The following is a 15,416-nucleotide window of genomic DNA, read 5'->3' as shown; positions in this document are numbered from 1 at the left end:
GTTTCTCATTCGAACAAAAAAATACTCGTATCTGGTCCCATGATAACATATTCTGGTATCCTGTCAAGCAAAAAAACGATACCTCTCATCTCTTGAGGGACCGTTGCTCCCGATTCATGCGGCCGGTGATCCATCTTTTTACTTGTTTCATAAAGCATTGTGCGCAACAACGACACCACCCACCCCGCCCCGCAGAGGGCATCACCGGGAAGAGAAACCGGTGTTTACCTCCGTCCCCGGCCGCACACCGGACTCCTCCACCCGAAACCGGGCGGAGACCCCGAGCCCCTCCCCGTCCATCACGTAGAGGGTATGCCACCCGGCGGGAGGGGTTATGGCGATCTGGTGGGGTGCCCGGGTGACGGCCACGAGCTCCCCGTCGAGGTGCCAGTAGAGCACGGCCCCCTCCCTGCTGTGCACCGCCTCGCACACCACCGCCTCCCTCCTCCCGTCGAGATCCACCGGTATGTAGACCACCGCACCGTCCGAGGGGTAGGCGAGGGAGAGTTCCGGCCGGAAGCTGGAGCGCGGCGGAGGCGGATCCCTGTAGACGTGACCCGATCGCTTGTAGTACCAGGCCTCGAGCGGGGGGAGGACGAACCACACCTCGTGGCGCATCCTGTCCACGGGATAGGTGCTGCTGTCCACCTGGTGTTCGCCTTCTGCATCCAGGTGGAGGAGCTTGTGGTACGTACAGAGGGGCGCCCTCCGCGAGGCGGAGGGGAGCATCTCCACACGCACCTCGGGGCAATGGGGACCTGCACGCATCCCTGAGGTGGCACAGACGGCGACCGGGACCATCCGATCCACCGGCCGCTCGAACCAGGTATCGGGAAGGGGGAGCTCCCGCAACACGTCGAAGAGGAGGGGGCCCGCCACCCTGGCTCCGAGGAGCTGGGGGTTGCCCCTGCCGTCGGCATTCCCCACCCACACGGCCACCAGGTACGCCGGCGTGATCCCCACGGCCCACGCATCCCGCTGCCCCCAGCTCGTACCGGTCTTCCACGCCACCTGCCGCCCTTCCACGAAGTGCTCCCATCCCGCCTCGTTCTCCGGACGCACCAGGTGGGCCATGGCCTCGATCACGTACCACACAGCCGCAGGGTCCAAGATCTGGGTGGGCGAGCGGGCCCGAAGGGTCTCCTCCTCCCCGAGGAGGTACCGGTGCCGCAGGAAGGATCGGTCTCCCTTCCCGAGGGCGATCCTCCCGAGCCCTCCGTAGAGCTCGGCGAGGTCCCAGAGGGAGAGGTCGACCCCTCCCAGGATGAGGGAGAGGCCGTAGTGCTCGGGAGGATGGGGAAGGCGGAGGCCGAGTCGTTCGAGCATCCCGTAGAAGACGCGGTACCCGTACCGGGCGAGGAGGATGGTGAAGGGCACGTTGAGCGACTCGATGAGGGCCTGATCCGCGGGCACCACGCCGTAGTAGGTGCGGTGGAAGTTGCGGGGCGAGAACCCGCCGTAGGAGACCGGGACGTCGGATATCAGCTGGTGGGGGAGGAGCAGGCCCTCGCTCATCATCATGCCGTAGAGGAAGGGTTTGAGGGTGCTTCCCGGGCTGCGCGGGGCCGAGACGCAGTCCACCTCAGGGCCGTACTCGGGATCGGGCTCCGGCGTGTTGCCCACATAGGCCCTCACCTCGCCGGAGGAAAGGTCCACCACGAGGACGGCCGCATTGTGGATCCCCCGGGGTGCGAGCCGGTGGTGGTGCAGGGCCACCACGCGCGCCGCCTTGCGCTGGATCGAGCGGTCCACCGTGGTGAGGAGGCTCTCCCCGGCATGCCCGTCGGAGAGGGCCCGGAGGAGGAGGTGGGGGGCCTCGGCGGGGAAGGGGTGGAGGCCCGAGGGGAGGGGCTCGGCGAGGGAGGCCCGGAGGAGGGGGGGAGGGATGTGGCCGGCCTCGGAGAGCCGGAGGAGGAGCCGGTTCCTCCGCCCCCGCACCTCCTCACGGCCCTGGGGGGTGAAGGCGTCGGCGGGGTCGCGGGGAAGCACGGCGAGAAAGGCGGCCTCCGCCCATGAGAGGTCGCCGAGCTCATGGCCGAAGTAGCGCCAGCAGGCCGCCTCTATACCCACGATGTTGCCGCCGAAGGGGGCGTGCGCAGCATACAAGAGGAGGATCTCCTCCTTGGTGTACCGCCACTCGAGGCGGAGGGCGTACCAAACCTCTATCACCTTGTCCAGAAGCGTACGCGAGTCGGGCTTCCGCACGAGGCGGGCGAGCTGCATGGTGATGGTACTCCCGCCGCTCACCACGCGCCCCGCCCGCAGGTTGAGCCATGCGGCACGCAGGAGTGCGAACGGATCCACGCCCCCATGGAGGAAGAAGCGCCTGTCCTCGTAGGCGAGCACCGCTCGGACATAGGTCTCGGGCAAATGGTCCGGTGGGGGGAACCGCCACTGGTGGTCGTCGGCGATACGCACGTGGAGGAGCCTCCCCTCCCTGTCCTTGAGGACCGTGCAGTAGGGATCGGAGAAGAGCGGCTCCGGGAGCGGGATGAGCACCAGGAGGAAGACGAGGAGCACCGCCGCTCCCAGGATGAGCCCCGTGCTTCGCCGCAGGGTCCGTTCATCCGCTGCAGGGAGCTCGGCGCGGAGCGCCTCCCCCCACCTCCTCACCCTATCGAGCGGCCTTGACCACATCCACGAACCGCGAGGCCGTCTCGGCCTGGATCTCCGCCTCATACATCAGCTCGCAATGCACCCCCGGCAGGAAGTAGCGGCCCTCGTAGGCGGCGTTCGCGAGGAAGACGAAGGTCTTCTCCGCCCCGGGACCGAGGTCGAAGAAGGTGTGCACCCTGTCATCCCTGTAGTCCTGATAGTCCCCGGTGGAGGTCCCCTCCGCCACGGGCAGACCGAAGAACCGCCTGTTGATGAGCTCCCACCCTGCCGGCATCGTCACCGTGAGCGCCACATCGCGATACACCCTGGAGGTGTCGGGGTTCTTCACCGTCACCTTGACGATCACATCGGTGCCCTGCGGGAGGCTCCCTACATCGAGGGGACGCCCCTCCGTATCCAGGAAGGAGGCGCGCACCTCGAGATCGCGGGAGAACCCCTCCCTCTCCTCTGCAGGAGGATACCCCGAGGAGATCACCCGAACGTAGAGGACTCCCTCCTCGCCGTTCTTCACCTCTAAGGTCCCGGCCTCGCCCTGCAAGGGGATCGATGCCACCACCTTCTCGCTCACCACATCCATGCCCTCTCCGTTCCACATCACCTCCACCCGCGAGAGCTTCCCTGAGGCACCGAAGGATTCCACGTACCGGGCGATCGCCGTAAGGGAGTACGCGATCGTCTGGGTACTGAGCCACCTTCCCGTTCCCAGCTCCTTTGCGATCTCCTCGAGCACCTTGAAGGCCTCCACCCCGTCCCCCAGGAGCACGAGCGCCTCCAGGCCCATGGCCCGGTCGCGCAGCGGGGTCCCGTACGTCTCCCAGTCATAGTACCGTCCCCGCACATCGAGGTAACCGGAGGCCCGTTCCACCAGCGACCTGGCCATATCCATCTGTCTGAGGATCGCATAGGCCGCGGCGAGACGCCACGCCGTCCGGTTGGAGAGCTTCTCCCGCTGGGCGAGCCTGTTCATCGCCCCGGTGTGCGGAGAACCGGCCGCCGCGAGGGTGAAGAGCCTGTAGGCCTGGATGAACTCCCTGGTCTCACCCTCCTCGTTCCAGGCCCCCGCAGCCTTCTTCTGGTAGGAGAGCCAGTCCTGCCACATCTCCTCGGGCACGTGGTAGCCCTTCCTCCGTGCCTCGATGAGGAAGTGTCCCACGTAGGACGTGACCCACGGGTGCGCCTCCCCGCCGGGCCAGAACGCGAACCCGCCCTCGCTCGTCTGGAACGAGGCGAGACGAAGGATGGCCCCGTTCACGTTCGCCTGGATCTCGTGCTGACGCTCCTCCGTGAGGTCCACGAGCTCCGGGAGGTGGAGCTGTGCAAAGGCCCGGGAGGTGGTCTGCTCGGCACACCCATAGGGATACCCTATGAGATAGGAGACTCTCTGCTCCAGGTTGAGGGAGGGTAGACGGGAGAGCTCGAGCACGTGGGAGGTCGTCCCCGGGATACCCACACGTTCAAGGGAGAACGAGTGGGCACCTCCCTTCTCGAGGAGGGCCTCCTGCACCACGGTACGAAGCGGTGAGGGCGACACCACATCCATTTCCACCGTGCTCCTCATGGAGAAGCGCCCGGAGGTCACGAGGGCATCCACCCTGCCGACCCCCAGGCGATCCGCCCTGAGAGGGTACGAGACGAGATACTCACCCGGCTCCGGCGCATCCACCACCTTCCGCCCCTCCCCCTCGAGCGCGAGGGTGCCTTCCGTCTCCACGCGAACCTCCACCTTCCCCACCGCCTCCTCGTCCACCATGATCTGGAGGGGCATGGAGAACCGATCGCCCGCCTTCGCCACCCTCGGAAGGGTGGAGAGCACCATGAGCGGGGCCTTTACCGGCACCGCCTTCTCGGCCGCACCATACGCCCCCTCGTACGCCGAGACCACCATCACCCTCACCGACCCCACATACTGGGGCATCCTGAGCGTGTGGCGACGAGAGGCCCCTCCTTCCAGGAAGAACGGCCCTTCCACCATGACCACCGGAGGAAACCGGTTCGCCCGTTGCTTGGGCACCTCCGCCATCCCCTCTCCGCCACCGGGACGCAGGATCCTCCCTCGCTTGAGGATCTCCGAGGCCACCACCTCCCCATACACGTCCCACAACCTCAAGAGAAGGGCCTCCTTCCCGTAGAAGTAGGAGTGGGGATCGGGGGTCTCGAAGTTCGTGAGATCGAGGAGCCCCTCATCCACGAGGGCGAGGGAGTAGACCATGGGCTTGCCCGACCGTTCGGAGATCACGATCGTGGCATCCTGCTCGGGAAGGAAGTAGTCGTCGCACGCGATCTGCGGTTCGAGCACGGTCTGGGGATCCACCACCGAGACGTATTGTACGCCGTAGAGCCTGAGCGGCCTGTCGTTCGATACCTGTCCGTAGGGCTGCACGAGGAAGACATGGATGTACAGCGTGGGGGCCATCTCCTTGGTCACCGTGAACGACACCTCGGTCTTCTCCCCCGACCCTTTCAGTTCCATGGTCTTCAGCACCCTGCTCCCCGAGGAGAGAAAGACATAGAGGTGGGCCTCAGGAGAAGAGGGGATGGTGAACCGGACCTTCTCCCCCACCGTGTAGCTCTGCTTCTCGGGTTCGAAGAAGAGGAGGGCAGGCCCCACCTCGGAGGGGACCTCCTCCCCCCAGTTCCACCACACGTACACGATCTTTCCCGCCCGGTGCCCGGAGACGGGATCCTCCGCGAGGATGAGGTACCGCCCCCACCTGGGAAACGACATCTTCACATGCCCTCTCCCGTCCTTCCCTGTGGAGACCTTCCAGTCCTTGATCCTCTGTGCATGGTAGCGCGAGAGGAAGTTCCCCCTCTCGTCCGACGTCCGCTCCCACCACCACCGCCAGTCGAGGCGGTAGAGGATCACGTGGATCCCCTCCCTGGCGACAGGCTTCCCTTCCTCGCTCACCGAGGCCACCTGGAGGGCATACTCCCTGTTCGCCTCGTACTCCGCCCACTTGTTCTCCGTCTCCCCCTGCACGTCCACCCCCACGTATGATGCGTAAGGCGAGACATTCACCGAGGTGGTGTTGATACTGAAATCCCCTCCCTCCTCGTAGGCCCGACTCACGAAGAGCGCCCGGAGCATGCCCGGTGCCTCGAGATCTCCCTTCAGCCCCATCGTGAAGGAGGCCTTTCCCTCGGCGTCCACCCGGCCGTCGAACACCACCTCCTTCTGCGCGTGGAAATCGGCGGTGGGATCATCGAAGCTGAAATTGGGAAACCCCTCGAACCTGGTGCTCGCCGAGGAGAGGATCCGCTCCACCTGGAGCCTCAACCCCTTCCCGGGGGCGCCGTGGAGCCATGAGACCTGGGCCGAGACCGTCACCTCTCCTTTGCCGAGGGAGAGGGTCTGCGAGGGGAAGGCGAGGACGGTCCTGAGCCTGTTGGGCTTCACGGTCTCCACTCTGAGGGACTTGTAGAACCGCCTCTCGCCCACCTGTACCTCCGCCGACCAGACACCGGTGGGGTCCTCGGGCCTCGTCGAGAGGTCGAACCGGTAGACCCTCCCCACGTGCTCCCTCACGACGAGACGCCTCCTCACCTTGCCCTCCGGATCCTTGAAGACACACACCACCGGATAGTTGTCGGGAAGGGTCCTCTCCCTGTCCTCGAGGATGAAGAAAAGCGGAATATCATCTCCCGGACGCCACACACCACGTTCGGTATAGACGAATCCTTTGAGTCCCTCGGAAGAGGAGATTCCATCAATCTCGAAGGCGGAAACGTCCAACGCGGTATCACCCCTGAGGATGAGGTACCCCACCTCCTCCCCGCTCCTTCCCACCAGGAGGTAGGGGGACGACGTGCAGGGGATCCGCACCACTCCTGCCCCGTCGGTCTTCCCCGTGCCGCACGGCTCGCCCTGAAAGTCGTAGGCCTCCACCTCCACGTTCGGAAGCGGCAATCCCGTGCGTATATCGGTCACAAACGCAACGGCTTCCTCCTTGGAACGCAACGCCACGAAGCCTATGTTGGAGACGAAGATGAAGGCGGACTTCTCCCTCCTCCTCCCGTAATAGGCCCTGTGATAGGGGTCGTCCCTGCGACGCCAGTCGTACTCCAGGTAGGTGGGCATGCCTTCACGGTACTCATCCTTGGTGGGATCCCCGTACACAGGAACCATGAGGGGATCATCCATCTGGGCGGCCTCTTCCTCGGTAAAACCCACGAAGTGGGAAGGTCTGAAATTGACCGCCACCCAGTAGACCGCGCCGGGGGTGAGGTCCACCAGGTCCGTGAGAGGCAGCCTGAAGGTGGCCCACTCGAAGGGATCGAACGAGGGATCGTCGTCCAACCTCACCGTGGTACAGGCCACCACCTTACCCACATACATGAGAGGAGAGGAGCCCCACCAGTCCTCCTCCCGGAACCCCGCATGCGTGTGGAAGAAGTGCACGATGTTGCCGGGATGCACCTCCACCACGGTCACGTCCACGGCCCTGAGGCCCCTCGCCTTGAAGGGGAAGTAGGCCTCCTCCACCCCTGGCACGATACCTCCCGGCGAGAGGAGCTCCACCTCGGGTGCGGGAACCTGAAAGACCACCTCCTGGACGTAGACCCTGCCCAGTGCGCTTCCCAGGCTCGAACGGAGATCCTTCGAGATCCGCACCGTGTACTTTCGACCTGAGGGAAGTGGGAAGTAGATCGAGAGGATGTTGTCCTGGCGGACGAGACGGAGAGGTTCCGCCCCCTCGATCCGGACGAACCCTTCGAGGGACTGATCCGGATCGAGGGGGAGGGAAAAGACCACATCCACCCGCCTCGCGTTGCGATCCACCTTGGAGGAGAGGACCTTGAACTCGCTCTTGTTCGATATCTCCACCTCCGTCTCCACCGACCCCTCTCCCCCGAGGGCGGAGAGGTCCACCCTCAACCGTGCCCGTGCCCCGGTCTCCCCCCTGGGTATCCCCGTGACCCTGAACCGGTGTTCCTTACCCTCGTGTTCCCACTCGATCCTCCTGAACGAGACGCCCTGCACGGAAAAACTCTTCTCGAGGGCATCCTCGGCGACGACATCCGATGACTCGAGCGTCCCGGTGATATCCACCTCCTCGAGATCTCCTCCCGCCCTCAGCACCACCTCCTCGAACGAGGCATCGAGGGGTACGATCGAAAACGAGAACTCGAACGTGTCGGGTACCCCTTCCTCCTCGGGGAAGAGGCGGGAGAGACTCACCTTGCACCGGTAGGTCCCGCCCGATGTCCACTCACCCTCCGGCTCGAACCGGAGCGTGAACTCATCCACCTTCCTGAGCGACCCCTTCACCGAAGGGGAAAAGGAGAGCAGCCCATCCTTCACCACCGCGCCGTGTTCCACCCCCGGGAGGATCTCCTGAGAGAACTCCACGGTGATGGAACCCTTTCTGGAGATCTCCCCTGTGGTATAAGCGGAGATCCAACGGGAGGCCGACACCGCGGCCCGTTCCTTTTTCTCCCCTCCACAGGCAGCGAGTACCGCCAGCAAGACGATGAGCCATGCGGCAGGGATCCAGGGGGTCAACCTCTTCTCTCTCACGACTCCCTCCTTTTTTCGAGGAGCACTCCTCTTTCCAGTCTAGTGCCCCTCAGGAACAGCGTCAATTCCTTTTTTTCGGCCATTGACCGAATAACGACTCTCCTTTATCTTTGCTCACATATTCCCTGAAGGAGTGCATCTGATGATGACGCAGCCTGCCATCCTCTCCACCGGGTCCTACGCGCCTCCCCGGCGGCTCACGAACGAAGAACTCGCCACCATGGTGGACACCTCAGACGAGTGGATCCACTCCCACACCGGGATCAGGGCCAGACACATCGCCGCAGATCACGAGGCAGCCTCCGACCTCGGAACCATCGCAGGCTCCCGGGCCCTCGATGCGGCAGGGATTTCCCCTGAAGAGGTGGACATGGTCCTCGTGGCCACCTCCACCCCCGACTACCTGAGCTATCCGGCCACCGCCTGCATCATCCAGGACAACCTCTCCTGCACACGGGCCGCGGCCATGGACATCACCGCCGCGTGCACCGGCTTCGTATACGGCCTCGAGACCGCTGCCTGCTACATCAAGGCCGGGCGGGCACGCTACGTCCTCGTGATAGGGACCGAGGTGAACAGCAGGATCCTCAACTGGAACGATCGCAACACCTGTGTCCTCTTCGGCGATGCCGCCGGCGCCGTACTGGTAGGTCCTTCCCCTGATAGCACAAGCAGCATTGAAGACAGCGTGCTCCGCTCCCTCGGCAACGACGCCCTGGCCCTCCTGAGGCCCAAGGGCGGATCCCGCAGTCCCCTCACCTTCACCCCTGAGGAAGAAAAGGACTTCTACGTGCAGATGAACGGCAAAAAGGTCTACCTGTTCGCAGTGAGCGCTATGGGCAAGACCATCGAGAAACTTCTACGGAGGAACGACCTCACGATCGACGACATCGCCTACATCGTCCCCCACCAAGCCAACGTCCGCATCATCCAGGCCTGCTCCCAGCGCCTGGGCATACCCATGGAGAAGTTCTACCTCAACCTGGAGGAGTACGCGAACACCTCCGCGGCCTCCATCCCCCTCGCCCTCGACGAGATGAACAGGAAGGGGCTCCTCACACGGGGGGATCGCATCCTCACCGTGGGATTCGGTGCCGGGCTCACCTACGGAGGCAACCTCATCATATGGTGATCCCCAGCCTCCCCCTCACCCACGCCGCCACCTCCTCCCACTCCCCCTCCATCCCCCACACCCCCCGCCACATCCGGCCCCCCGGCACCCCCAGCACACACTCCACCCGTCTCCCCGGCCATACCCTGCTCGCGATGAGCCCGTACAGGAAGAGCTGGGCCCGGTAGCGCTCCACATCCGGCTCCTCCTCGGTCTTCCACTCGTAGATCCGCACCACCCCATCCCCCACCCACACCGCATCCATCACCCCATGCAACACCCGCCCCTCCCACTCCGCCACGCACTCCACCTCCCACCCCGCACCATTCCCCAGCACCTCCCTGCCCACCTCGCTCTCCGCCCACCTCCGCACCAGCGCGGCCGCCTCCTCACACACCCTGTCCACCTCCCCCCACTCACCATCCCCCCCCCACGCCAGCGCCTCCCCCCTCAACGCCTCCCTCACCCGCCCCTCGTCCCCCAGTCGCGCCCACAACACCATCCCCCGGTGCACCAGGCTCCCGAACACCGCCCCCCTCCCCCTCGCCTCCCCCCCTCGCTCCGCCTCCCACTCCCCCGCGAGCACGCTCACACTCAGCACACCCGGCCTCACCCCCCCGACCCCCTCGTCCACCTCCTCATACCACCGCGCCGCCTCCTCCCACCGTCCCCCCCGGCTCCCCGAACCGACCCGCTCCCGCAGCTCCTCCTCCGTGATCCCCGGAATCCTCTCCGGATCCCGCCACTCCACCCCCGCGATCCCCTCCTGATCGGCCTTGAACCGTACCTCAGGCTCCTCGATCTTCGCCTCGAAGAGAAGCGACATGAACGAAGGGACCGTTTTCTTCGACCCGTCATCCGCCCCATGCTCCTCCTTACCCACCGCACCCCTCCACTCACCGGTGATGAGAAGGTGAGACTGCGCCCTCGTGAGCCCCACATAGAGGAGCCGAAGCATCTCCTCCGCTTCCTTTTTCTTCATCTCCTCCGCGGCCCGCCTGTAGAGGGGGTTCTCTTTCTTCCCCTCCTCATCCCCCTCGAACCCGAAGGCAGGTACCCCCTCCACCATGAAGTACGGCATCTTCCCCTCCCCTTCCCGACGGCTCTCGGCCCCACACGAGGCGAGCACCACCACGGGAAACTCGAGCCCCTTCGCGGCATGGATCGTCATGATCCGCACCGCATCCTCTCCCCTCCCCTCCTCCACATCCACCCGGCCGTAACGACCGAGCTCCTCTTTCACCTCATCGAGACACCTCGCAAGCGGCCTCTCCTCCCACCTCCGCACGAACGCGACGAGCTCGTCGTAGAACCTGAGAAAGGGGTGGAGCTGCTCCCGGCCGAGGAGGACCATACGATACCCGCAGTCGACCCACAGGTACCTGAGGAGACGCTCGTGCGGCACCCTGTCCCTGTGCGACACCAGCCAGTCGTATATCTCCTTGCCCCGCTCATACCGTTCCACCCTCTCCCTCAGGAGCTCCTCCTCATCCCCCAGCATCTCTTCCACCTCCTCTCGGGAAAGGGAAAAACACCCCTCCTCCCGCTCGATGAGCCTGAGGATGTCCCTATCCGACAACCCTACGAGCGGCCCCCTCAACACCGCGGCATACGAGAGGAGATCGTGCGGGTACACCGCGATGAAGAGCCAGGAAAAAAGATCGTTCGCAGGAGCCTCGAGGAAGAGATTCCTGCTGTAGGCGGCCGTATAGGGTATCCCGTGCGCCCTGAAGGCCCGCTCGAAGGCGAGCTGGTTGGTCCCCGTACGCATGAGCACCGCGATATCCCCGTAGCGCACCGGCCGCACCTCCTCCCCGTCCCGCACCACAAGCTCCCCTTCCTCCACCCACCTCCGGATACGACCGGCCACCCACCACGCCTCCGCAGTCCCCGCATCCACCAGATCCCGCCCCTCCGCCCTCGCCTTCTCCTCCTCTTTCACGTACACACCGGCCTCGATCCGTGGCGTGAAACCCGCACCTTCCCTCCCCGCCTCGGCAGGGAGAAACTCGATCCCCCCCCTCATCTCCTCCGGGAAGGCCCCTGCCATCCTGTTGACGGCATCGAGGAGACCCGGCTCCGACCTGTAGTTGTGCGGGAGCCTCATCACCTCGCCATGGGAGGACCTGTTCGCCCTCTCTTTGAGATCGAGGAACACGCCCACATCCGCCCCCCTGAAGAGATAGATCGACTGTTTCTCGTCCCCCACCACGAAGAGCTTTCCGGGCTCAAGATCCTCGAACGAAGGAACCCCGTCGCCACACCGCCCCTTGCGTTCGGCGAGCAGGAAGAGGAGATCCCGCTGAAGGCCGTTGTTGTCCTGGAACTCGTCCACAAGGATGGCGTCGAACCGGCCCTTGTAGAACTCCCGCACCTCCTTCTCCTCCTTGAGCAGCGTGAGGACCAGGTGCATCACATCCCCGAAGGTGAGCAGGTTACGCTCCTTCTTGAACCGCTCCACCTCTCCGTGCCACTCCGCGAGCACCCCAAAGAGTGAGGAGGCCTCCTCCCTCCGCTCCAGGAGCGAGACCAGATCCCCGGCGACGGCGCTGAGCGAAGACGAAGGAGGTTTCTTCCCCACCCCAAGCTCTTTCTTGAGCGTGTCAATCGCATCGCGTAATTCATCAACCCTGAGGCCTTTCAATGAAGAGGCCACCTCATCCAGGGCCTCACGCCATTCTCTCACCACCTCTGGAACCAACCCACTCCCCCCTTCCCGCCGGGAGCGCACCCGATCCCACGCCGCCTCCACAACCTCCCACATCGTGCCGGCATCTATGAGCTTCCCGATGCTCTCACTCACCTTCTTCTTCTCGCGTTTCCTCTCCTCCTCGAGGATGCGAGCCTCCCGGGCGCACTCCCGCACGAAATCCCCGCACCTCTCCATCCCCTCATCCACCGACGTGAAGGCCTCCTCCACCTTCTCCTGATACCACTCCTCCCACTCCTCCGGATCCGGGACAGCCCCTACCATGGCGTGGTTCCTCCCGTAGTGGCACAGGAAGTCGTTCACCACCCGATCGAGCCCCCAAGAATGGATAAGCCGGCGCACCCCCGGACGATCCTTCTTCGAGAGGAGGAACGAGAGGGCCCTGCTCTCGAGCCCCTCCAGATCATCCGCCGCGCACATCCCGAAATCCGGTCGTATCCCGAACCCAAGGGCATGGGGCCGCAGGACGAGGGCGCAGAAGCTGTCGAGCGTGGAGATGTGCGCGTTCTCGAAATCTTCCAGCAATCCGTGACTCGAACGGGCGAGCCCACGGATCCCCTGTGAGATCCGCTCGTGCATCTCCGCCGCAGCCTTTCGCGTGAAGGTGAGGGCGAGTATCCGGGAAGGTTGCACTCCGTTCCTCACCAGCCTGAGGTACCGCTCGGTGAGGACCCGGGTCTTCCCCGAGCCCGCCCCCGCGATCACCACCGCAGTCTTCTCCGTCTCCACCGCCCGTCTCTGATCCTCGTTCAGATTCATTCCGCCTCCCTCACGGTATAGCGTACCCTGCACACCCGACGGAACGGGCATCCCCCCGCCCGTGTGGTACAGATATCGCGATCCTCCGCATAGGAGATCTGTCCCCCCTCCATCCTTTGCCCGATCTCCACAAGCGTTCGCTCGAGGCGCTCGAAGAGGTCCTCAAGTCCCTCGTCGTCCCGGTACATCTGCGTGTTCCGGTTCCCCCTACTGACCAGCCGCTTCCTCAGGGAGAGCACCTCGTCCTTTTCCACCGACACATAGAGGGCGTCCTCCACGAGCCGTTTCTCCTGCTTCTCGAGGAGCAGGGCGTAGAGGAGAAGCTGCATCTCGAACCGTCGTCCTTCTTCGAGTTTGTCCGGATGGGGGAAGGAGGGGACGTTCGTATACTTGAAATCGAAGAGCACCGGGTTGCCCGCACCGTCCTCCACGAGGAGGTCGAGCCTCCCCCTCAGGGCAAGCCCCTCCGCGATCGGCGATCGTTCCCACCCTTCGATCCGCCCCACCCTGGCGCCCCGAGCAGGTGGCGTACCTGAAAAGAGCCTCTTGAGCCGTTCGATCACGCCCTCGAGCCGTGCAGTGACCCGATCCGCGACGATCTCGATGAACTCCCTGACCACCGCCCCGTGTTTCTCGAGCTCCTTCTCCACCCTCGCCCGGAAGCCCTCGGGAAGCCTCACCTCTGAGAGGAGCCTCCCCACATAGGGAGAGAAGACCTCCTCCAGCAACGCGTGGTACACGATCCCGAGGCTTCGCCGATCGATGAATCCAGGACGGAACGAAGCCTCCTCCAGGCCTCCCACCCGCTCATACCAGGCCCTGAGCCCGCACTCGTAGAAACCCTGCACCACCGTAGGGGAGAGGAGGAGTTCATTCCCCTTCCGCATCCCGTGCCGTTCCAAAAGCTCCCCCGCCACCCCTCCGAGCGGCTCCGCCCCTTTCCCCCACCGTTCCCGCACCTTCTCCGCCCGCCGAAACCCATCCACCATCGCCTCCACCGGCCGTACCTCCACCACCTCCCCCCTCCACACCCTCTGCTCCACCGCAAGGGGGTGGTCCTCGACCATCCCCCGCTCCTCCACGGTCCCCTCCAGGAGGAACACCGAAGGCACCTCGTGGGTGATCTCTTCCTGCACCCGGTGCATGCTCATCCTCGCCCCGCTCCTCAGATACGCATACACGAACGACTCCGTGAAGCGCCGGGTGGAGACCCCGAGCCGCCCCCGCTCGTCTTCGGGCAGGAACTCCACAGGGATCGAGGCCACCTCCACCCCCTCTGCCGAGGCCCCCAGCACCCATTGCCTCACCCCCACCGCCCCTGCACTCACCCGATAGGGATAGACCGGCACCCCTTCACCACCGCCGGGGACATACGGCACCGCCTTCAGGGCCTCGATCCACACCTCCCACGGCCTCCCCACCCTTACTCCGGTCCTGCCCTCGAGCAAGGAGAGCTGGCCGAGGAGCCCCCTCGCAAACCCCCACGCCCGCTGCTCCGCATCGTCCGCCCACGCCCCCAGCCACCCCTGCACCCACGAGTCCAGGGCCTTCCGAAGCGCACCGAACGATTCCGCCTCCATCACACCTTGCACGGCCCTGAGGAGCTCACCCACCCTCCCCACCTTCTCCCATCCTTTCCGTCCCCACACCTTCCTCTCCACCGCCTCCCTCACCGCCTCACCCCACCCCTCTTTCCAAGGTACATCTCCGGCGAGGAGCAGGTCGCGCACCGAGTCGAAGTCCCACCCCGTCCGACGGGCCTCGTCCATGAGGAAGAGGAGGCGCACCCCCGGCACCTCACGCAAGGCCCTCCCCACCTCCGGTGAGAGGGGGATACCGAGGAGATCGGCCTCCTCTGCAAGGAGCCCCAAAAGCCCCCTGTCCGCCAACACCAGCTCCACCTCTTCCCCCTCCTTGAGCGCATCCCTCACCTCCATGAGCGCAGCCCGCACCTCGCTCACCGCATCCGGATAACAGACGAGGACCGAGGCATCCTCCGGAACACCTGCACGCAGCGAGAGCCCCAGCCAGGAAGGCCCCAGGACCTCCCAGGGGACCCCCACCGCGGTGTAGAGCTCAGGATACACCACCACCACCCGCTCCTCGGGCGCCCTCCCCTCCTTCGCCGCCCGCCTCACCTCCTCCTCGGTCTCGTAGAGCCCTGCCTCCTCGAGTACCCCCCTGTATCCCTCCGCGAGCCAGGAGAGTGCCCGATCCCAAGGGGCATCGCCCCGCCCACCGAGATCCAGGAGGAGGATCTCCGGAAGCACGGAAGCGAGGAACCCCTCGAGCCCGCCGCGTTCCCACACCTCACCGAAGACCGGCGCAAGGTAGTCCTGAGCCTCCTCCCGGGAGAGGAGCACCGCTGCTGCCCACACCCGGTGGAGAGGCCCTGCAGGGATCTTCCCCTGGCCGACGAACCGATCCCTCACGAACCGATCCCACGTGTGGAGCCGTCCCGCATCGATCCCCCCGCAGCGGCGGGCCAACGCCGCCAGGAACGAACGCCGCACCACCTCCGAGGGGAAGACCACGCACCACCCCTCATCGAGAAGACGACCCACCCGTTCGGACACCTCTTCAGGACGGTCGCACACCTCTACCTTCATCGAAGACTCCTTTCGGGCTCATCATGGTCCGGGTTCTTCACGAGGCTCTCGCACGTACACGTTACACGAAAGGATGTGCAAATTCTGCACATC

At 64.9% G+C, this 15,416-nt stretch carries 5 protein-coding genes; 1 reads left to right on the top strand and 4 read right to left on the bottom strand.

Features of this window, described 5'->3' with window-relative positions; translation table 11 throughout:
- Nucleotides 1-201: 201 nt before the first annotated feature.
- Together pbpC and STHERM_RS00425 are read right to left on the bottom strand one after the other, a co-directional pair.
- Complete coding sequence (pbpC, locus tag STHERM_RS00430; RefSeq protein ID WP_237223305.1) at nt 202-2,613, bottom strand: penicillin-binding protein 1C; 2,412 nt, start codon at nt 2,611-2,613, stop codon at nt 202-204.
- Nucleotide 2,614: 1 nt separating this feature from the next.
- Nucleotides 2,615-8,134: an alpha-2-macroglobulin family protein gene (locus STHERM_RS00425; RefSeq protein WP_013312902.1), complete on the bottom strand. Its 5,520-nt coding sequence runs from the start codon at nt 8,132-8,134 to the stop codon at nt 2,615-2,617.
- A gap of 142 nt (nt 8,135-8,276) precedes the next feature.
- Between STHERM_RS00425 and STHERM_RS00420 the strand changes: the two genes are divergently transcribed.
- A complete protein-coding gene (locus STHERM_RS00420; RefSeq protein WP_013312901.1) occupies nt 8,277-9,266 on the top strand; it encodes a beta-ketoacyl-ACP synthase III in 990 nt (329 codons plus the stop codon).
- Here the strand turns inward: STHERM_RS00420 and STHERM_RS00415 are convergent.
- Nucleotides 9,256-12,714 carry a UvrD-helicase domain-containing protein gene (locus STHERM_RS00415; protein ID WP_013312900.1) on the bottom strand — a complete coding sequence of 1,153 codons (3,459 nt, stop codon included), beginning with the start codon at nt 12,712-12,714 and terminating at the stop codon, nt 9,256-9,258. The genes STHERM_RS00420 and STHERM_RS00415 overlap by 11 nt on opposite strands.
- The gene (locus STHERM_RS00410; protein WP_013312899.1) at nt 12,711-15,323 is read right to left on the bottom strand and encodes a PD-(D/E)XK nuclease family protein; all 2,613 of its coding nucleotides are present in this window, start codon (nt 15,321-15,323) and stop codon (nt 12,711-12,713) included. Before STHERM_RS00410 ends, STHERM_RS00415 begins: the two co-directional genes overlap by 4 nt.
- Nucleotides 15,324-15,416: the final 93 nt, after the last annotated feature.

This window comes from Spirochaeta thermophila DSM 6192, assembly GCF_000147075.1.
Lineage (GTDB): Bacteria > Spirochaetota > Spirochaetia > Winmispirales > Winmispiraceae > Winmispira > Winmispira thermophila_A.
Note: the sequence above shows the minus strand (reverse complement) of the source record. Positions and strands in the feature narration are given on the sequence as shown.

Coding starts and splice junctions, on each gene's coding strand:
- STHERM_RS00420 (WP_013312901.1), top strand. CDS start 8,277: ATGATGACGCAGCCTGCCATCCTCTCCACCGGGTCCTACGCGCCTCCC.
- STHERM_RS00415 (WP_013312900.1), bottom strand. CDS start 12,714: ATGAATCTGAACGAGGATCAGAGACGGGCGGTGGAGACGGAGAAGACT.
- STHERM_RS00410 (WP_013312899.1), bottom strand. CDS start 15,323: ATGAAGGTAGAGGTGTGCGACCGTCCTGAAGAGGTGTCCGAACGGGTG.